The following is a 20,253-nucleotide window of genomic DNA, read 5'->3' as shown; positions in this document are numbered from 1 at the left end:
AATGAGTTCTTTCGGTATATCGGTTGCCGTATTACTATAAACTAAACGGGTTCATATTGCAGCGAAAGGAATTGAGAATAGCATGACGCAGCCAATTGCTATGCCTGATCTTTCATCGAGGCCGTTCGGTCTGACGGCGGAACGCCTGATGGAGGCAGCGCCCGACGTGCTGTTTCGGGCGTGGACGGTGCAGATCGACCGCTGGTTTGCGGCGCCCGGGTCGGTGCTGATGAAGGGCGAGGTCAACGCCGTCTTCTTTTTCGAGACCCATTATGACGGGAACCGGCATCCGCATTACGGACGGTTCCTCAGACTGGAACGCGATCGGCTCGTCGAGTTGACGTGGCTGACTTCGGGGACCAAAGGAGCCGAGACGGTAGTCACGGTCGAGCTTGAGCCTCACGGAAGCGGGACAAGGCTTCGCCTCACACATGCCGGATTTCCCGATGAAGCAGCGAAAAACGCGCATGAAGAGGCTTGGCCGCATGTGCTTGCTCAGCTGGATCAGCGGATGACCGGCTAGCGCCGATCGGTGCGGGGGCGTGGTCGAACGGTGTAGTTCGACCGCGCTTGGCCGGCCCGGCGTGTGGTGGCGGACACTCGCCATGGCCCGGTGCGTGGTGGTGCAAACCCGCCATACCCTGCGCGAGGAGGCGCATACTCGCCATGGCCTTGCGGGTGATGACGTACACCCGCTATGGTCCGGCGACAGCCTGCAATTATTTTGCAGGTGATAAATTCCTGCAAAAATACATCTTTTTCACTGCTCGAACGTCCCGGAATGCATTATTCCTGTAAAAATGCAGTTTTTTGAGCGGCAAACCTACATTCCAGCTGAGATTATGACTAAAGCCTGCACATTTGCAGGCTTTTCACTCAGATGAGGGATTCCAGCCTCAAATTCCTGTACTTTTGCAGGTTTTCCCGGCGAAGGGGGGGCGAACCAGGCAAACCTGGGGCGAACCGGGGTCAAGCCGTGGCAGGGGTTGAGGTCGAGCCGAGTTCAAGCTGAGGTCGGCCCGGGGGGCCGGAACCAAGACCGATTCGGGATCGAGCTAAGGCGGGAGTCGGGCCCGGACTGGCGGCGAGCTTGGGCCAAACCAAGGCCCGTGCTCTCTTCCGGCAGAGGACCGACGGGCTAGGAGCGAAGCGGCTGTACCGGAGGCTGTCGATATACCGCGTCTGACCGGCTTGCGGATGTGTCGGATTCCATCCGGGACCGGGAAGCATCCGCTTTTTTACCAGTCGCGCTTGACAATGGCTAGGTGGTTTGTTTTAATATGTTTAAACATATAAACATTAAAGGGGAGAACAACGGCACATGGGGCAAAAAGCGATGGAAACGTTCCGTTCCTGCATCCCTTTATTTCAGGCCATGATGGACCCGGCCAGGCAGGATATTATTTTGCTGCTTGCCGAACGCGAGCAGTTGACTGTGAATGAAATCGCCGAGAGCTCGGCGCTGTCCCGCCCTGCGATTTCGCATCATTTGAAGGTGCTGCGCGACAACGGCTTCGTTTTCGCAAAACAATCCGGCACACAGAGGTACTATTCCCTGACATTGGACAACACTTTGGACAAGTTGAAGGAACTGATTCACGCCATTGAAACGGAGTGCTGATAATTGCTGCTGCCTTGCGGTGGGAGCGAATTTTTTTGGATAATATGTTTATATGATTAAACGAATCGAAATTTGGGGAGGAATAGGTCATGAGCAAAACCGTGTTCATCACCGGGGCTTCGTCCGGTATCGGGAGATCGATTGCCCAGCTGTTTTTGCGGCAAGGCTGGAATGTGGCGGCGACGATGAGAAGGCCGGAAGAGGAACGGCAATTGACCGGCGGGAATTTGAAGCTTTTTAAGCTGGATGTGACGGATACGGACAGCATACAGGATGCCGTACGCGAGGCGGTCGCTCATTTCGGCAAAATCGACGTTGTTGTCAACAACGCGGGCTATGGCTCGGTCGGGATTTTCGAAGCTTTTACATCCGAGCAAATCCGCCGCCAATTTGAAACGAACGTATTCGGGCTGATGAACGTGACTGCGGCCATCCTGCCCCATTTTCGGAGCAATCGCAGTGGCATCATCATCAATATTGCCTCTATCGGAGGGAAAGTCACCTTTCCGCTGTACAGTCTCTATCACAGTTCCAAATGGGCGGTGGAGGGGTTCTCGGAGTCGCTTCATTTTGAGCTGCGGACGCTGGGCATTCGGGTGAAAATTATTGAACCCGGGGTTATCAAGACGGATTTTTATTCCCGCTCCCAGGACATGGCCGGTGACGAAAAATTGACGGATTACCGGGATTACTTCCAGACGGTATTCCGCAATACGCAAAGCTTCGGAGCAGAAGGCGAATCGCCGGACGTAGTAGCGAGCGCGATATACAAAGCGGCAACCGATGGCTCCGGACGTCTGCGCTATCCTGTAGGCGACCCGGCGCCCTGGCTGCTGCCGCTGCGCAAAATTTTGCCCGAAAGCTGGTTCTTCGCGCTGGTGCGGCGCAACCTAGAGAAGGGCCTGAACACGTAAAAAAAGCAGAGTGCGGCGATTTTGCGGCATTCTGCTTTTTTTGTAGGAATGGGCTTGGTTAGCCTGCAAAACCTGCAATAGTGCAGGAATTTCCCGTGGAAGTGGTCTGCTGTAAGGAAAAACCTGCGATTGTGCAGGAATTTCCGGCCCAATGGGCCTGAGCCCGGTGTAGGAGCGAGAAAGCCTGCACATTTGCAGGAATAATGCCGGAGCAAGCGCCAGAAGGAGCAAAAACCTGCACTTTTGCAGGCTTGTTGATTAACCAAATTCTGGTGGTTGGTAGACTATATACCGGGATAAATAAATCGTCCACTCTACGGCTAGAGTCTGCAAGGCAAATAACCGATCAAAATCGGCAAACGTCAGTTTCACACTCGGATGAGCCAAATCGCCATCTGTCTTTTTTACGCCAGGGTTTATGTTATTTGGACTTTCGATCGGCGCGCTTATTGGATTTCTCGGCAGCGGCAGGCGGGAGATGTTCGTCCCCGGGCTGTTGGATTGATATGCTAAATCCTGATTAGGAGCAGGGATGTTATCAGGCCTCGTTTTTTGTGAGTATTTTGGGATTACGTTCTTATAGAATGTTGTACAAGGCGACTTTGCAGTTGCCGACTCTTTTCAAAACAGTGAGGATATTAGGAGTATGCTATGGTATGATTCAGCATATAAGCACCACGGAACAATGTTGCAAGGAGATGTCTTGGAATGGAATCTTCCTCTATTGATTTATCGCTTCTTTATTTTCATGGCACGCGCTCTTCGCAGATTAATCTGACGGTAAACGCTATGCATGCTGCAAACGGCGAGCCGGGTGCCCCGCAGTTCCGGGTCTTGATTGCTCCTCCGCGCGACATTCCGGCGTATCTGGCTGAGGGAACATGCTGAAAGCCGAAGACGGGATTGGGAGGGCGGCGATGAGAAGCTTGAGTTTACGGCAGGGAATACGTTTCGGCTATCGGGCGGCGGGGCTTGCGCTCATTCCGCTGATCTCGTTCGTTCTTCTGATCGCGCTGTACCAATATACCGTTCCTGACCGGACGGCACCGGAAGCACGGCAGGGCGTTCTCGATCTGAGCCGGTGGGATTTCGGACAGAAAAGCTTTATTGCGCTCAACGGAGAGTGGAATTTTTACCCGAATGAACTCTTTACGCCGGATGATTTCCGTAATGGGCGAACAACAAACGCGTCTTCCTATTCCGCCCAAATTCCGAATGCATGGTACAGCAGCATTCCTGTCGACAAAGCAAGCCAGACGGCATACGGAACCTATCGGTTAACCGTGAAGCTGCCCGAGACTGGCGGCCAGTACGGGTTCCGGGTGTCAAACGTTCACTCGTCGCACCGCCTTTACGTGAACGGCCTATTGCTTGGCAATGGAGGCAACCCGACCGCTGCTGCCAACCATGATTACAAGGCTGAAAACAAACCTTACAGCACGTTCGCCTGGGTACAAGGGCCGGAGATGGAAATCATCCTGCAAGTGGCCAATTTCACCCTGTCGAATGGCGGCGGCTTCGAGGATTTATACTTCGGTTCGCAGGCCGATATTTTACGGTTAGGCCAAATTTTGTTTGCATTCGAATTTTTCGGCCTGTTCATCCTGCTTCTGTTTGGCGGGTATCACCTCAGCATTTACGTCATGCGCCTGAAAGACAAGGCGTACCTTTACAGCGGGCTGTATTTTCTAACTTTGATGGTGCTCGTCGTGCTGGATGGCGACAAATTTGTGCTGCAGCTCGTGCCGGGCATTTCAAATGAATTTTATCACAAAATGTATAATCTTGGCGGATTTTCGAACATTGCCGTACTCGGCATCTTCCTCCATCATCTGGACGGCAAGCTGCTGACACGCAGGCATCTTGCCTTGCTGCTTTCGCCGATCGCTCTTTATTTGGGAACCGTCCTTGTTCTGCCTTACGAGGCATACTCCAAGGTTGGCAATTTGCCTTGGGATTACGTTACGCTGGTGGTTGCTTTCTACTTGTACCGGGCCATCAGACTTGGCTTGAAGAAGGACGGACAACTGAAGCACAAGGAATCCTTTTTGGTGGTCGGCATGCTGATCTCCGTCACCATGATCCTGCTTGTCGGAGTCCTCTACTCGCTCGATCTGGTTCAGACGGACATGGGACGACGGATGGCTTTTCTTGCCGTCATTATGTTCATGAATACGCTGCTCGCGCTGCGTCTGACCTCTGCAACAGAGCAGAACGAGAAGTTGACGGGGCAGTTGCTTGCTCGCGACAAGCTGAAGGACGAATTTTTGGCGAATACGTCGCATGAGTTGAAAACGCCGCTTCACGGCATCCAGAACATCGCTTCCTGTTTACTCGACGGCAAAGCCGGCACGTTATCCGATAGGCAGCGGACGGAGCTTTTGCTCATTCACGATACGTCGACCAAGCTGTCAGCGCTCGTGAACGACCTGGTCGATGTTGTCCGGTTGAAGCATGGCGATCTGCTGCTGGAGCAGACAGCGGTGGATATTCGCGTCGCCGCCGAGACGGCGTTCCAAGTGCTGGAATTTGAGCTTACCGGCAAGGATGTGCGTTGGGAGAACCGTATTCCGCCCGGCACAATAGCCGCTGCGGATGAGAATCGGGTAAGGCAGGTGCTGTATAACCTGATTCACAATGCCATGAAACATACGAAAAAAGGGCGTATCGAAATCAGCGCCGCATGGGCGGAAGACCGGGTGGTCGTGTCGGTTGAGGATACGGGGGTAGGCATACCGCCGGAAAGCCATGAAGCGATTTTCGGCTACTTCGAGCAGGCGGATCAGGTTTTGCCGAACGACGGCTATACGGGGATGGGACTCGGTCTATATATCAGCCGGCAGCTGATTGAGCGAATGGGCGGCCGTATTTTTGTTGAGCGGTCCGAACCGGGGCAAGGTACACGAATGACCTTTACCCTGCCGGTTGCTCAAGGCGTCAATGATCAACCGGCCGCGCCATCGTTGTTATCATCGGTATCCGGAAGCAGGATGACCTCCATGCTCCAGATGCAACTGGATGTCGTCGATCCGATGCGGGAGAATACGATACTGGTTGTCGACGACGAAGCGTCCAACGTGAGAATTTTACTCAACTTGCTGAGCGACGAGTATAACGTTTTGACGGCTTTTTCCGCCAAGGAGGCGCTTCAAAAGCTGGAGGCCTACCCGCGCGTCGATCTGATGATTGTGGATGTCATGATGCCGGAAATCTCGGGTATCGACTTATGCCAAGCCGTACGGGAAACGCGCTCCGTGCTCGAACTGCCTGTCCTTTTTGCCACGGTGAGGGATTCCTTGTACGATATCGAGCTTTGCTTCAGGGCCGGAGGGAACGATTTTATCGCCAAGCCGTTCGATGCGAAGACGTTAGCCGCGCGGGTTCGGACGTTATTGTCGATGAAAACCTCGATGGATCAAGCCATGCGCAACGAGATCGCTTTTCTTCAAGCGCAGATCAAGCCGCATTTTCTGTACAATGCGATTACCAGCATCGTTTCTTTCTGTTACACGGATGGAAAGAAAGCGGCTTACCTTCTCTCCATGCTGAGCCGCTATTTGCGAACGGTGTTTCAGCGGGATCTTCACGCGCCGTATGTGCCGCTAAACGTAGAACTGGAACTTATTCGGGCTTATGTAGAGATTGAGAAGGCGCGGTTTGGCGATCGCCTATCCTTCAAACTGCAGCAGGATGCCGGGTTGGAATCGGCCGTTATCCCTTCTTTCACAATCCAGCCATTCGTTGAGAATGCGATTCGGCATGGCATTTTTGAAAAGGATGGCGCCGGAACCGTGACGTTATCGATTACGGACGGAAACGGGCATATCCGGTTCGAAATTATCGACGACGGCGTAGGCATGGCAGATGATGTGCTGTATCAGTTGAATGCAGGCGAACGTCCGGATGGTTCCGGCATTGGAATGACCAATGTTCGCAAACGGCTGATGTCCTTGCCGGGTGCGAGCGTATCCATTGATTCAGCCTTGAAAAAAGGAACAAGGGTCGTCGTTTATTTGCCGAAACGAGAGGCGGCGAATGCGGCCGGCTAGCATATGTCGTGTTGCAAATTGTTGCCGTAGGGGGGGGAGTACACTTGCTTCGTGTCATGATTGTGGAAGATGAGCAACCGATTTTGGATCTAATGGAGAGACTTGTCGGGGAGCATCCATTGCTGCAAGTCGCCGGAGCGTTCACCAGTCCGATTGCCGCGCTGGATGGCCATGCGGAGCTGAAACCCGACGCCGTATTTCTTGATGTCGAGATGCCGAAAATGGGCGGCATACAGCTCGCAGAGAAGCTGAAAGCGCAAAATGAGGAGCTTCAGGTCGTATTCACAACGGCGTATCCGGATTATGCGGTTGATGCTTTCCGCGTCCATGCGGTCGATTATTTGCTGAAGCCAATCACTTCGGAGGATCTGGAGCAGGTAGCGGCAAGATTGCTGAAGCTTCACGTCATGCGTTCGGCGCTTCGCCCCGTTATCGCTGCGGATCAGGAACTGATCACGCGCTGCTTCGGCACATTTGAAACGAGGGGCTCGGACGGAAGCTTGATCAACTGGCCGACCCGCAAGACAGAAGAACTGTTTGCTTATTTGCTGGCGTATCCGAGCCGGCTTGTAGGTCAATGGCAGCTGGCCGACCTGCTCTGGCCGGATTTGGATGAAGATCGTGCGCTCCATAATGTGCACAATTCGGTTTACCGGTTGAAAAAAGCGCTGAAGGATGCCGGCGTGAGCTTGGATTTATTGTACAGCAATGACGGATACCGTCTGCAGCTATCTCCCGGTTTCTCGGATTTGGAGCGTTTCCGGGACTTCATGAACCGTACGGCGGAGATCGATGAGCGGAACGCGGCGGAAGCCGCCAAGCTGCTGCGGTCTCATACCGGTTCCTTGTTCGGCGGCAAGGATTATAGCTGGAGCGCGGGTCTGGCTGCCGAAATGGCGGCGCAGCAAGCAGGTCTTGCCCGCATGTTGACCGCCTATTATCGGCGAATCGGGGAGCGTTCGGCGGTGAAGGAGACGCTGCGCGCCTATTTGCACCATGCCCCGCTGGATGAGGAAATGACCGGCGAGCTTCTTCGCCAGTATGCCGAAGACGGGGAGGTTGGTTCTTTTCACACGCAATACGAGCAGTATGTCAGAAGGCTGGAAGCGGAACTTAACGTAGCGCCTGCGGAGGAGCTCCGTAAGTTAGCGGCAGCTTTTATATATAAAGCGGCGGATGCGTAGCAGATGATTCATCGCATAGTGACGCAGCAGGAAAAACAGAGAGCGACTCTCTGTTTTTTTTGTGTTTGATTCTACGGCTCGTATTTTGGGAGCGGTTTGGGAGGACGGTTTGATATGCTGTCGTTGTCTATCAATTTTTGACGAAAAATGCGAGGAGGACGATAGGGCGGTATGAAACGATCTACAGGAACAAACAAAATATGGAAAAATGAGCGATCTTGGCTCGGGGGTGCATTTGCGGCACTCGCGCTTGGGGGAATCAATCGCTGGTTGTCCCGCTCGGGAAAGGGACTTCTGGCGCTGCTGTGCGCCATTATGGTTATCCCCTCTTTGGGTCAAGCGGCGACCGCTTCGGCACCGTCTTACGTCGTCATGTATGATGGCAATGGCAGTACGGGAGGCAATGTGCCGACTGACAGCGCTGCGTATCAACAGGGAGATAGCGTTACCGTATTGGGTAATACAGGTGATCTGACAAAGACAAGCTATGCCTTCGCGGGCTGGAATACGCAAGCGGACGGCAGCGGAACAAGCTATGCCGCTGGCGCATCCATCGTGATGGGCGCGGCGAATGTGACGCTGTATGCGCAGTGGAAGGCGGATTTTGCCGGAGGGGACGGCTCGATCGGCTCCCCTTACGAAATTCAAACGGCCGAGCAACTGAATCGGGTAAGGAACTATTTGGGCGCTTCTTTTAAGCTGGTAGCGGACATTGACTTAACCGGATATCTGGCAAGCGGAGGGGCTGGATATAACGGCGGCGCAGGCTGGGTGCCGATTGGAACGGTTAATACAATGTTTACCGGGACATTTGATGGGAACGGGAAGGCGATTACGGGTTTTTTCATGAATCGGCCTGCCGAAGATAATCAAGGGTTGTTTGGATATACGTCATCGAGCGCTGTCCTTCAAAATATCGGTTTGAACGGAGTGAACGTAACCGGGAATAATGGCGTCGGCGCTCTTGTCGGCAGCAATGCGGGTTCTATTGCGAATGCCTATGTTTCCGGAACGGTAACAGGCAATTTTTCAGTCGGCGGGCTGGCGGGGTACAACTACGGTTCTATCTCGGCCTCCTATGCGACAAGCGCGTTAACAGGCAACGGTCAAAATGTCGGCGGGCTTGTAGGTGAAAATTCTTCGTCCATTGCAGACTCCTATTCCGAAGGAGCGGTAACGGGCAGCAATGATATTGGCGGGCTGGCAGGCAAAAATAACGGGACTATTCAGCGTTCCCGTGCTACGGGAGCAGTAACAAGCAGCCAATACGGCGCCGGCGGGCTGGTAGGTTACAACAACGGCGGTACGGTTTCGAACTCCTTTGCCACAGGGGCAGTAAAAAGTTTAGGCATCGGCGATAATGTCGGCGGGCTGATTAGCGTGAATACCGCCGGAGGTAAAATCATTCACTCCTATGCCACGGGCAAAGTAGAGGGGAGAGATCATCTAGGCGGGCTTGTCGGGTTTAACGGCGGTTCAATTACGACATCCTTTGCTTCAGGCGATGTGCAGGGAGGCAATGAAGCCGGAGGGTTAGCAGGTTGGAATAGCGTTTCGGGCGGCATTCAATTTTCTTATGCGACAGGTGCAGCAACGGGTAAGGACCATGTCGGCGGACTTGTAGGGATCAACGAGAGTTACATAGGTGATTCCTACGCGACGGGAGCGGTAACAGGGAACGACTATGTCGGCGGTTTAGTGGGATACAATAAGTCCTCCTCAATCGAGATCACCTATGCGACAGGCGCAGTTGCTGCAAACACAACAAATGTCGGCGGACTTGTAGGTGTAAATGATTCCACCGTTAACTATTCCTACTACGATAAGGAAACAACAGGTCAATCGGATGTCAATAGAGGGGAAGGCAAATTATCAAGTGAAATGAGTCAGCAAAATACCTATGTCGGATGGAATTTCTCTTCGACATGGAGTATCGGCGGAGGAAAAAACAACGGGTATCCGTATTTGTCCAGTGTTGTGCCATTCTTTACTGTGGTCTATGACCGCAATGGGAGTTCTTCCGGCACAGTTCCTGCGAGTCATATGTATACTTCAGGAACGACAGTCACGGTGGCAGGCAACAGCGGTAATCTGTCAAAAGCTGGCTCCACATTCGCGGGCTGGAACACGCAGGCGGACGGCAGCGGAACGAGCTACGCGGCGGGAGCAACGTTCCCGATGGGTGCGGCGAACGTGACGCTGTATGCGAAGTGGACGGCGAACCCGACTTACTCCGTGACGTATAACGGCAACGGAAATACGGGTGGCACTGTGCCAAGCGACGGTAATGCATATGAGCAAGGGGTTACGGTAACGGTGCTTGGTAACAGCGGCAATCTGTCAAAGGCGGGCTCCACATTCGCGGGCTGGAATACGCAGGCGGACGGCAGCGGAACGAGCTACGCGGCGGGAGCAACGTTCCCGATGGGTGCGGCGAACGTGACGCTGTATGCGAAGTGGACGGCGAACCCGACTTACTCCGTGACGTATAACGGCAACGGAAATACGGGTGGCACTGTGCCAAGCGACGGTAATGCATATGAGCAAGGGGTTACGGTAACGGTGCTTGGCAACAGCGGCAATCTGTCAAAAGCTGGCTCCACATTCGCGGGCTGGAACACGCAAGCGGACGGCAGCGGAACGAGTTACGCGGCGGGAGCAACGTTCCCGATGGGTGCGGCGAATGTGACGCTGTATGCGAAGTGGACGGCGAACCCGACTTACACCGTGACGTATAACGGCAACGGGAGTGCGGGCGGCACTGTACCAAGCGACAGCAATGCGTATGAGCAAGGAGCGCAGGTAACGGTGCAGGGTAACAGCGGCAATCTGGCAAAGGCGGGCTCCACATTCACAGGCTGGAATACGCAAGCAGACGGCAGCGGAACGAGCTACGCGGCGGGAGCAGCGTTCCCGATGGGTGCGGCGAATGTGACGCTGTATGCGAAGTGGATATCGAATCCGACGCTTACCTACACCGTAACGTATAACGGTAACGGCGCTGCATCAGGCAGCGTGCCGGTCGACAGCAATGCGTATGAGCAGGGGGTCACGGTGTCGGTATACGGCAACAGCGGCAATCTGACAAAGGCGGGCTCCACCTTCGCGGGCTGGAACACGCAGGCGGACGGTAGCGGAACGAGCTACGCGGCGGGAGCAACGTTCCCGATGGGTACGGCGAATGTGACGCTGTATGCAAAATGGACATCAAACCCGACGCTTACCTACACGGTAACGTATAACGGCAACGGCGCTGCATCAGGCAGCGTACCGGTTGACAGCAATGCGTATGAGCAGGGGGTCACGGTGTCGGTATACGGCAACAGCGGCAATCTGTCAAAGGCGGGCTCCACATTCGCGGGCTGGAACACGCAGGCAGACGGCACCGGAACGAGCTACGCGGCGGGAGCAACATTCCCGATGGGCGCGGCGGATGTGACGCTGTATGCGAAGTGGACGGTCAACAATACGGGCGGTTCATCCGGAGGCAGCTCTTCTGGAGGCGGTTCATCCAGCGGTTCGTCATCAACGTCCACGAGTGATACAGTTATTTCGACAAACGGCAAATTAACGCTTCCAGCAGGCAAAAAAGGTGAACTTAGCTTAGGCGATGAGGTCAAGATCTTTATTCCAGCCGATGCTTTCAATAAAGAACTGCAAATAACGATCGACAAAGTGACAGACAAGCAAAACCTGATTACGAGCAAATACGTTCTGGCCAGCCCGGTATTCGAAATTTTGAAGAACGTTCCGGAGAGCTTCAACAAGCCGATTACGCTGTCTTTTACCTTCGATCCGAAAAGTTTGAAAGATCACCAAAAGCCTTCTGTATTTTCTTATGACGAATCGAAGCGGGTTTGGGGTGATATCGGCGGCGAGGTAAACGGCAATACAATAACCGTAAACGTCAACCACTTTGCAAAATTTGCGGTATTCGCAACAGGCCAAGGGACAGACCCGGATGGAGGCACGAAGCAGCCGGTCAACTTCAGAGATATTTCGGGACATTGGGCGGAGGCAAATATCAAGCAATCCGTCAGCATGGGCTTCGTCAGCGGCTATCCGGACGGCACTTTCAATCCGAACGGACCGGTCACCCGCGCCGAGTTTACCGTGATGCTTGCGGGTACCTTGAAATTGGAAGGATCCGGCGAGGCGCCTGTATTCACGGACAACGGCCAGATTGGCTCATGGGCGAAGCAAGCGGTCGCCCGGGCAGTGAAGGCGGGCATTGTCAGCGGGTACGAGGACGGCAGCTTCCGGCCAAATGAGCGGATCACCCGCGCGGAGATGGCGGTCATGATTGCCAGAGTGCTGAAGTTCTCGCTTGACGAGAATGCAACAACCGGCTTTGCGGACGACAGAGAGATTCCGAAGTGGGCGAAAGCCACGGTGGAGCTGATTCGCAAACAGGGCATCGTTAGCGGCCGCAGCGGCAACAAGTTCGTTCCGAACGATACGGCGACGAGGGCGGAAGCGGTAGTGATGGTGCTCAGAATGTTGGAAGTTCGAGATCAACAATAATAAAATTAGGGGCCAACCTGACAAGATCTTCTCAGTCAGGTTGGCCCTTTTTCATCTATAGGCAACGTTTCTATTAAACTGGGCTCCGGAACCGGCCGGGCGGATCGCCGGGAGTCACGGACTCCGCTGAATCAGCCTTTTACTGCGCCGGCTGTAACGCCTTTTGTAATTTGCTCGTTGAACAGCGCGTAGATAATGATCGCGGGTATCGAGGTCAGCACCATGACGGCGAATTGCGAGCCGTAGTCGGACGAGTATTGGCCGGCGAAGTTCATGACGGAGAACGGCAGCGTTTTGAGCGAGTCTTTGCTCAGGAAGGTCGATGCCATAATAAATTCGTTCCAGCACGTCAGGAACGTCGTTACCGCCAAGGTGACCAGCGCGGGCATCGTCAGCGGCATGATGATCTGGAACACGATGCGGTAAATGCTGCATCCGTCCATGACGGCCGATTCCTCGATGGCTCCGGGGATGCTGCGCAAAAACCCGGATAAGATGAAGGTTCCGAGCGGAACCGAGACGGCCGTGTAAGGAAGAATTAAGCCCAGATACGAATCCGTCAGGCCCAGGCTTTTGAAAATGGCGAAATTGGGCAGCAGTGTTGCGTGAATAGGAATCATGATGCCGAGCAAAATGACGCTAAAAAAGAACGAGCGCATTTTCCATTTCATCCGGGTGAACGCATAGGCCAAAGACAAGGACAGGAACACGGTCAAAAGGATGGTGACGGCTGATACGAACACGCTGTTAAACAAATATTTCGGAAATTTGCCGTCGACCCAGGCGTTTACGTAGTTTTGCCACTGCGGGTCGCTGGGCCATTTTAAAATGCTGGAAGAGAAAAAGTCGTTGCTGCTGTTGAACGAAAAGTCGACAAGCCATATTAACGGAAACAATTGGCCGAAGGCTACGACGACGAACAGAATCCAAAGAGTTGTTCTGTATTTTTTCTTCATCACTATCACCGCCTAGTATTCTGCCGCATCGCTGCGTATCAACTTGTTGCTGATAAACGTGGCGATCAGACATACGAGAATAAAGAGAATGGATATCGCGTTGGCGTATCCGTATTGGCTTGCCGCGAACGCTTTGTTGTACAGGTAGACGGCCAAAAATTGGGTCGAATCCCCCGGCCCGCCGTTCGTCGTAAGAAACACGGTTTCCATTTGCTTCAAAGCCGTAACGATCGCGAGCGTCACTTGAACGGCGATAACCGGCGACAGCAGCGGGAGCGTAATTTTCCAGTGAAGCTTCAGCCCGGACGCTCCGTCCAGATGCGCGGCTTCGTACAGCTCCTCGGGAATTCCTTTGATGCCTGCGTAATAGAACAGCAGCGCCCAGCCGAATCCCGACCAAATGAGCACGAACAGCAGCGCGCCCAGCGCCGTATGCGTGTCGCCCAGCCAAGCGTGCTTGAGAGCGCCGAGCCCGGTTATGTCCAAAATTTTATTGAGAATGCCGAAATCGGGATCCAAGATGGACAGCCACATTCTGGAGATGACGACGACCGAAATGACGCAGGGAATGAAGAAAATCGTTCTGAACACTTTCTCGGCTCTGCCGCCGATCCGATCCAGCATAATCGCAAAAAATATGCTGATAGGGTGCTGCAGGAAAATACAGCCGAGCCCCAGAAGCAGCGCATTGAGCAGCGATTTCCAAAACCGCGGGTCGTTAAAAAGCAGGTCTTTATAGTTTTGCAGTCCGACCATGTGAATCGTCGTTCCGGGCGCCAGCGTATCGGTGAGCGAATAAAACGCGCTCAAAACGATCGGCGCGAGAAAAGTAAGTAAAAACAATAAAATGCCGGGAAACACGAACACAAAAATCGCCAGCTTATTGCCAAGCACTTTTTGCACGGCCTCTTCAACTCCTTCCGCTATATAAGGAAAGGACAGGAGACTCCGCCTGTCCTTAACTTGTTCTCTCTATATAACTGTAGATCCGTTATTTCTTTTGTTTGGCGGCTGCCGTCTGCAAATCGCCGACCAATTGCTCCGGTGTGGAAGTTCCGGCGAAAAACTTGCCGAATGCGTTTTGCACATCATCCTTGAAAGCAGGGGTGCCGTAGTCGATGAACGATACGCCGGCCGTCGAGGTAGCGTTCACCAGGATGTCGGTCAGTTTCTTTTGCACGTCGCTTTCTTTGCCTGTAAGCGTATATTTTTGCGCCGGCACGGCTGCTCCGGTGTCCCAGGCGTTTTTCGGCCATTGGTTAGCGCTCATGAGATAATCGAAAAATTTCTTGGCTTCGTCCGGATGCTTGGAGGAAGTCGTCAGCGCATAGCCGCCGCCGTTCCAGGCCAGCAGGTCGGTCTCTTTGCCTTTGCCGCCGTCAACGACAGGGAATTTGATGACGTCCAGGTTGTTGCGGAACGATTGGGACAATTTCTCGTTGGTCGCCATGCCCGCTTCCCAGGAGCCCATGTACCACATAGCGGCTTTCTCTTGCGTGAACAGGTTTTGCGATGCGCCGTAATCGGCCGTCATGAAGGAATCCTGGAACATTTTCACATCGCTCAGCTGTTTCATCAGCTTGGCTGCCTGAATGAGGCTGTCTTCTTTGTCAAAAGCTTTCTTTCCGTCGACGGCGTCAAGAATGATGTTTTGGTCGCCGTTGACGCGCTGTGCGATGTTTTGATACAGTTCCCCGAAGCTCCACAAGTCTTTGCCGTTGATGGACATCGGCGTAATGCCTTTTGCGCGGAAAGCTTTGGCTGCGTCGAGCAGTTCGGCGTACGTTGTCGGCACTTTCACGCCGTTGTCGGCGAACAGTTTTTTGTTGTAGTAGATGACTTCGTAGTCACTGTTGCGCGGCAATCCGTAAATTTTACCGTCAAACGTGAACGATTTGAAAACCCCGGTAAGGAAGTTGTATTTGTCGCCCTCGTACTGCTTGGGATCGAGGTCTTTCACGAATTTGGCTTGGACGAGCGTGCTCAATTCGGCTCCGCCGTGCACCATCGTAAGGTCGATCGGCTCGTTGGAAGCCATGTACGCTTTCAGTTTATTTTTGAAAGGCTCTTCGGCGAGCGCTTCGACTTCGATTTTCACATTCGGATTTTCTTTCATGTAGCTGTCGATCGCCATTTGTTCGGCGAGTCCTTGCCCTGATTTGCGGTCTGGCAGGTTGGAGAAGAAACGAAGCGTTACGGCTTGCCCGCTTTTATTGTCGCTTGCCGTTGCGTTCGGAGAAGCTGTGCCTTGCGTGCCGCCGGATTGCGTGTTCGCTCCGCATGCGGTCAATGTGCCGATCGCGGCGATTGCTGCCGTCAGAACGGTTGTCTGAACGAATTTGCCCTTTTTAATCATGTCAGTGCCCCCTAATCCTAATTGGAAATGATCGATCTTTAATGGAATCATAACAAAGCGTCAATGCTCAGGTCAGTAGAAAAAAAGCGTCAAAGGTTTAAAATCGTCGAATGTTTTACCTCCGCTCATTGTTAAAACTGTCCTGCGGGGATACAATACTTACGAATAAAAAGCCTTATTAATCAAGAAGCAAGGCAGATGATGACGATGGGGAAACTGTATTTGAATTTGAGCATCAAGTACAAAATTTTCATTCTTTTTTACTCGCTGGTTGTAGTTATTACTCTAACGCTTGGTTATTATTCATATCAGACTTCGAGCAGGCAGATCGTGAACAAGGTGAGCGCCACGAACCTGGGAATTGTTAAGGAAGTGGACAACAGCATCACGGGGCTGCAAAAAAATATCGCCGACTGGGTCACCGTGTTCAGCCTCGCGTCGGTCGTGCAAGCCGGGCTGCAGAGCAATGTCAGCGAATCCAAAGAGCTGGAAAGCATGCTCTATTCGGGTCCGACGGCGTCGATTATGAATCAGATGCTCGTCACCAGAAATTTTGACTACCTGGCTCTGTACGGGAACAGCCCGCCGCCCTTGTATCAGGAGGCGAGCGATGACAGCAGCGGCCCCACTAACTTGCCGACGATACAAAAGAGCGATATTTACACGAAAACGGTGGAGCTCAACGGAGCATCCTACTGGTTTCCGCTGCGGGACGAGAAGAACGTTTTTATCCAAAATAACAGGAACGCGAAAATCGGCATGAGCCGGATTATCCGCAGCGTGGCGGACGGCAGGGCGATCGGCTTCATTTTCGTCGGAGTTAACGAAGATACGATTCGCAACAAATATTTGAAAAATTTGTACGATCAGGATCACGGCATTCTGATCCTCGATGAGCACGGCTCGCCGTTATTAACAGCCGGCAAACCGTTTTACAATACGGACGGCACCCTGCTTCCGCTCGCGAGCATCCCCAAAACGACCGAGCCCGGCTCGATGATTGAGAAGGTGAACGGAGAGGAGCTGCTCGTCTCTTACAGCGGAACGAACGAGAACGGCTGGCGGACGCTCTATGCGGTGCCGCTCGCCCTGCTGACCAAAGAGCTGAGCTCGATCAAGGTGTTCGTCGCCATCCTGATTTTGCTCTGCCTGCTGCTGAGCATTCCTTTCATGATGCTGCTGACGTCGTTCCTGACCGCGCCGCTCCGCCAACTGCTGCTTTCGATGAAACGGTTCCAGAGCGGCCGCTTCGACGAGCGGATCGACATCAAGTACAGGGACGAGATCGGCGAGTTAAGCCGCGGCTACAACAGCATGGTCGCCAATATTAAAACGCTGGTGGACGACGTGTACGTGCTCCAGATTAAAGAAAAGGAAGCGGAGCTCAAGGCGCTTCAATCGCAGATCAATCCGCACTTTTTGTACAACATGCTGGATACGATTTTTTGGGAGGCTGAGGCTGCGGGCCAAAGCCGGATCAGCGATATGATCATCAATTTATCCCGGCTGTTCCGCTTAAGCCTGAACCGGGGCAAGAGCTTTACGAGCGTCAGGAAAGAAAAAGAACTGATCGGGCTGTATTTGTCTTTGCAAAAAATGCGGTTTAAAGATTTGCTGCATTATGAGGTCGATATTCCGGAAGAGCTTGATCAGTATGTCATTTTGAAGCTGATTTTGCAGCCGTTTATCGAGAACGCTCTTGTTCACGGGATCGAGCGGAAGCGGGGCGGAGGCATTTTGCGCGTCTCGGGCATTTTGGAAGGCGATGCGCTGCGTTTTGTCATCGAAGACAACGGGCCGGGCATGGATGAGGATACGATTCGGAGCCTATTGGAGCCCAGGCAGGCAAGCGATGTCTACACCGGCCAGGAAACGGGCGGTTACGCGATCCAGAATGTGAACGAACGGCTCAGGCATTATTACAAAGACAGTTATCGTTTGAACTTTAACAGCGAACCCGGGCAAGGGACGAGGGTGGAAATCGCGATCCCTGCCGTAATCGACGTTCAGGAGGAGTAAAGAAGATGATCAACCTGATGATCGTTGACGATGAAGAAAGAGCCCGCACCGGCATCCGCACGCTCATTGACTGGACGAAGCACGGCGTCGCGATTGCGGCCGAAGCAAGGGACGGGGCCGAGGCGCTGGAGCGGCTGGCGGAACATCATGTCGACATCCTGCTCACGGACATACGAATGCCGGAAATGGACGGGCTGACGCTGATCGAAAAGGTGGCGGCCCAATACCCGCATATCAAAAGCGTCATTATGAGCGGATATGACGAATTCGCCTACGCCAAAAAAGCGCTGGCGATCGGGGCCAGCGATTATCTTTTGAAGCCGAGCAGGAGGCAGGAAATTTTGGATACGGTGCTTAAGCTGAAAGGCGAGATCGAAGAGGAGCAGAGGCAGACTCAAACGCTGGAGCATTTGAAAACGAGCTTCCGCGAAAGCCTGCCGCTGTTGACGGAGAAGACGCTCGCCCAGCTCGCGCTTGCGGATCACGCGCCATATGAGCGGCTGCTGGACAATTTGCGGATCAACGGCCTCGAGTTCCCGCATCTGTTTTTCGGCGTCGCCGTCCTGCAGATCGATAACATCCATCTGCTGCGGCGCCAGTATGGGAACGCGGACACCGAACTGTTCAAATACGGCTTGAAAAACATCGCCGAAGAAACGTTTTCCACAGTATTCCTGTGCGCCGCTTTCGAGCATCACGATAATATCGCCGTCATTTTCAACACGGAAGAATGGATCGGCACGGAGGGGCTGCTCACGCATGTGGAAAAGATGCAGGGCAACATTCGCAAGTACCTCAAATTTTCCGTCTCGGCCGGCATCGGCAGCTTTGATAAGGGCATCGGCCATCTGCGGATTTCTTACCAGGAAGCGGTCAAGGCTTTGGACTTGAAATATGTGATCGGTACGGAAAAGATCGTCGATTACAAGGAAACGGTGGAGGCGGACCCGGATTCCACATCCTATCCGCTGCCGCAAGAGCGGACGATTCTTCGTGCCGTGGCGGCCGGCGACCGCGAAGCCATTCTGGTCAGTCTGAAAGAGTTTAACGAAGCGCTGAAGCCGGAAAGTACCTCCAAAGAGCACGTGCAAAAATCGACCTTGGCGTTGGTCTTCGCGTTATTCCGGTTTTGCATCGAGAAAAACATCGACACCGACGAGGTGTTCGGGCAAAATTTGGTCGAGTTGACGCACATCGTCGAACATTCGAGCATGGATTACATCATGCAGGCGCTTTCGGAGGCGCTGCTGCGGGTCAGCGAGCAAGTCAGCGCGAAAAAAAACAGCAACAAAATGTTTCAAGCGGCGCTCGATTACATCCGGCTTAACTACCGCAAGGACATCAGCCGCGAAACCGTCGCGCGGGAAGTGTTCATCACGCCGGGCTATTTAAGCCTTCTGTTCAAGCAGGAGCTCAAGACGAGCTTTCTCGATTATTTGCACAAAATCCGTATCGATCAGGCATGCGTGCTGCTGCACAACCGCGGCATGAAAATAAGCGATATCGCCCACGATGTCGGATACAATGACGAGAAATATTTTTTTCAGGTGTTTAAAAAATACGTCGGGATGACGCCCAGCCAATACCGGAACAATCTGGAAGGCTGAGCGGATTGTAACGAACCGCCCGCCGCCCTGGCGGCCCAGCGGCACGCGCGCCCCCGCCGCTTAGCGGCAGCGCCCGCCCCCCGCCCGCCTAGCGTCGTGCGGGACTGTCGTGCAGAGGGCTGTTCGCTTTGCGGTACTGCAGGGGGCTCATGCCGGTCCAGCGCTTGAACTGCCTGCTGAAGTGGGACAGATGCGAATAGCCCAGCATTGCGGCGATTTCGCTCAGCGACAGGTCGGGCTGCTGGATCAGCACTTTGGCTTCATGCAGCTTGAGCTCCGACAAGTACTGACGCGGAGACATGCCGAACACTTTGCGGAATACTTCCAGCCCGTAACCGGGGCTAATCCCGAGCATTGAAACGATATCCTCGATGCGGAACGCTTTGTCAGCCGCTTCTTCGCTAAACGGCTTATGCGAATTGATCGTCGCCTTGATCGCTTCCGCGATCGCCTTGGCGTACTGCACGGACGCGGGAGGGATGGTCTCGCGGCTCTCCTCCGCCGGAAGGACGAGTTGGGCGAGCGTTCCGAACAGCTCGAACAGCGTCGATTGCAGCCGGAAGCGGTCGGCGGTCGTATATTCGCGCTGCTGCAGCACCATTTCGACCCAACGGTCGAGCACGTTGCGCAGCTTGCCGTTTTCCTCGGTCGAGGATGGGTACAGGATCCTGGAGTTTTTGATCATCTCCTGGCGGAAGAGCGGATCGTCCACATTGAAATGAGCCGTAAAATACGTCATTCCTTCTTCCGAAACGCAGCGGTTTACATGCTTGAACCCCGGCGGGATCAAAATAATATCGCCTGCTTCAAGCAGGTAGCGGTTATTCCCGATGACCGTCTCCTGGCATCCCTCAAGAATGAGATTGATTTCGAAGCCAATGTGGGAATCCTTCGGCACTTCCCAGTTTTTTTGCACCTTTTGCAGGTGGGCCCCGAAAAATTTGACGTTCCAATCGATCACGGGCAGCCAGCGGGCATTGTGAAGCCAGTTCAAAACGTATTTTTGCTGATCCATATCGGCTC

The 20,253-nt window shown here is 53.6% G+C and carries 13 protein-coding genes; 9 read left to right on the top strand and 4 right to left on the bottom strand.

What is annotated here, in order from left to right:
• Positions 1-82 precede the first annotated feature (82 nt).
• The 7 genes from AC3G2T_RS12720 to AC3G2T_RS12690 all read left to right on the top strand — a co-directional run bounded on the left by AC3G2T_RS12720 (position 83) and on the right by AC3G2T_RS12690 (position 12,292).
• Complete coding sequence (locus AC3G2T_RS12720; protein WP_488435677.1) at positions 83-523, top strand: SRPBCC family protein; 441 nt, start codon at positions 83-85, stop codon at positions 521-523.
• A gap of 798 nt (positions 524-1,321) precedes the next feature.
• Positions 1,322-1,621: an ArsR/SmtB family transcription factor gene (locus AC3G2T_RS12715; RefSeq protein ID WP_488435676.1), complete on the top strand. Its 300-nt coding sequence runs from the start codon at positions 1,322-1,324 to the stop codon at positions 1,619-1,621.
• 89 nt (positions 1,622-1,710) lie between these two features.
• On the top strand, positions 1,711-2,535 hold the full coding sequence (locus tag AC3G2T_RS12710; protein ID WP_488435675.1) for an SDR family oxidoreductase: 825 nt from the start codon (positions 1,711-1,713) through the stop codon (positions 2,533-2,535).
• Positions 2,536-3,243: 708 nt separating this feature from the next.
• Complete coding sequence (locus tag AC3G2T_RS12705) at positions 3,244-3,423, top strand: hypothetical protein (RefSeq protein WP_474682923.1); 180 nt, start codon at positions 3,244-3,246, stop codon at positions 3,421-3,423.
• A gap of 29 nt (positions 3,424-3,452) precedes the next feature.
• Complete coding sequence (locus tag AC3G2T_RS12700; protein ID WP_488435674.1) at positions 3,453-6,584, top strand: sensor histidine kinase; 3,132 nt, start codon at positions 3,453-3,455, stop codon at positions 6,582-6,584.
• 44 nt (positions 6,585-6,628) lie between these two features.
• A complete protein-coding gene (locus AC3G2T_RS12695; protein ID WP_488435673.1) occupies positions 6,629-7,768 on the top strand; it encodes a response regulator in 1,140 nt (379 codons plus the stop codon).
• Between the two features lie 171 nt (positions 7,769-7,939).
• Complete coding sequence (locus AC3G2T_RS12690) at positions 7,940-12,292, top strand: InlB B-repeat-containing protein (protein ID WP_488435672.1); 4,353 nt, start codon at positions 7,940-7,942, stop codon at positions 12,290-12,292.
• 131 nt (positions 12,293-12,423) lie between these two features.
• Here the strand turns inward: AC3G2T_RS12690 and AC3G2T_RS12685 are convergent, their stop codons facing one another.
• The 3 genes from AC3G2T_RS12685 to AC3G2T_RS12675 form a co-directional block, all read right to left on the bottom strand.
• Positions 12,424-13,248 carry a carbohydrate ABC transporter permease gene (locus tag AC3G2T_RS12685; RefSeq protein ID WP_474682927.1) on the bottom strand — a complete coding sequence of 275 codons (825 nt, stop codon included), beginning with the start codon at positions 13,246-13,248 and terminating at the stop codon, positions 12,424-12,426.
• A gap of 12 nt (positions 13,249-13,260) precedes the next feature.
• Complete coding sequence (locus AC3G2T_RS12680; RefSeq protein WP_488435671.1) at positions 13,261-14,151, bottom strand: carbohydrate ABC transporter permease; 891 nt, start codon at positions 14,149-14,151, stop codon at positions 13,261-13,263.
• An 88-nt stretch (positions 14,152-14,239) separates the two neighbouring features.
• Positions 14,240-15,604, bottom strand: coding sequence for an ABC transporter substrate-binding protein (locus tag AC3G2T_RS12675; RefSeq protein WP_488435670.1), 1,365 nt, complete (start codon positions 15,602-15,604; stop codon positions 14,240-14,242).
• A 198-nt stretch (positions 15,605-15,802) separates the two neighbouring features.
• Between AC3G2T_RS12675 and AC3G2T_RS12670 the strand changes: the two genes are divergently transcribed.
• Positions 15,803-17,623 carry a sensor histidine kinase gene (locus AC3G2T_RS12670; protein WP_488435669.1) on the top strand — a complete coding sequence of 607 codons (1,821 nt, stop codon included), beginning with the start codon at positions 15,803-15,805 and terminating at the stop codon, positions 17,621-17,623.
• Positions 17,624-17,628: 5 nt separating this feature from the next.
• Positions 17,629-19,230: a response regulator gene (locus tag AC3G2T_RS12665; protein ID WP_474682931.1), complete on the top strand. Its 1,602-nt coding sequence runs from the start codon at positions 17,629-17,631 to the stop codon at positions 19,228-19,230.
• 88 nt (positions 19,231-19,318) lie between these two features.
• Here AC3G2T_RS12665 and AC3G2T_RS12660 read toward each other — a convergent pair whose 3' ends face one another.
• Positions 19,319-20,245 (bottom strand): helix-turn-helix domain-containing protein, encoded by a 927-nt coding sequence (locus AC3G2T_RS12660; protein ID WP_488435668.1) that lies wholly within the window; start codon positions 20,243-20,245, stop codon positions 19,319-19,321.
• Positions 20,246-20,253: the final 8 nt, after the last annotated feature.

The organism is Paenibacillus sp. sgz302191 (genome assembly GCF_057749925.1).
This window is presented reverse-complemented; position numbering and strand designations above follow the sequence as displayed.

Coding starts and splice junctions, on each gene's coding strand:
- AC3G2T_RS12670 (WP_488435669.1), top strand. CDS start 15,803: ATGATGACGATGGGGAAACTGTATTTGAATTTGAGCATCAAGTACAAA.
- AC3G2T_RS12660 (WP_488435668.1), bottom strand. CDS start 20,245: ATGGATCAGCAAAAATACGTTTTGAACTGGCTTCACAATGCCCGCTGG.
- AC3G2T_RS12690 (WP_488435672.1), top strand. CDS start 7,940: ATGAAACGATCTACAGGAACAAACAAAATATGGAAAAATGAGCGATCT.
- AC3G2T_RS12720 (WP_488435677.1), top strand. CDS start 83: ATGACGCAGCCAATTGCTATGCCTGATCTTTCATCGAGGCCGTTCGGT.
- AC3G2T_RS12665 (WP_474682931.1), top strand. CDS start 17,629: ATGATCAACCTGATGATCGTTGACGATGAAGAAAGAGCCCGCACCGGC.
- AC3G2T_RS12675 (WP_488435670.1), bottom strand. CDS start 15,604: ATGATTAAAAAGGGCAAATTCGTTCAGACAACCGTTCTGACGGCAGCA.
- AC3G2T_RS12685 (WP_474682927.1), bottom strand. CDS start 13,248: ATGAAGAAAAAATACAGAACAACTCTTTGGATTCTGTTCGTCGTCGTA.
- AC3G2T_RS12705 (WP_474682923.1), top strand. CDS start 3,244: ATGGAATCTTCCTCTATTGATTTATCGCTTCTTTATTTTCATGGCACG.
- AC3G2T_RS12700 (WP_488435674.1), top strand. CDS start 3,453: ATGAGAAGCTTGAGTTTACGGCAGGGAATACGTTTCGGCTATCGGGCG.
- AC3G2T_RS12710 (WP_488435675.1), top strand. CDS start 1,711: ATGAGCAAAACCGTGTTCATCACCGGGGCTTCGTCCGGTATCGGGAGA.
- AC3G2T_RS12715 (WP_488435676.1), top strand. CDS start 1,322: ATGGGGCAAAAAGCGATGGAAACGTTCCGTTCCTGCATCCCTTTATTT.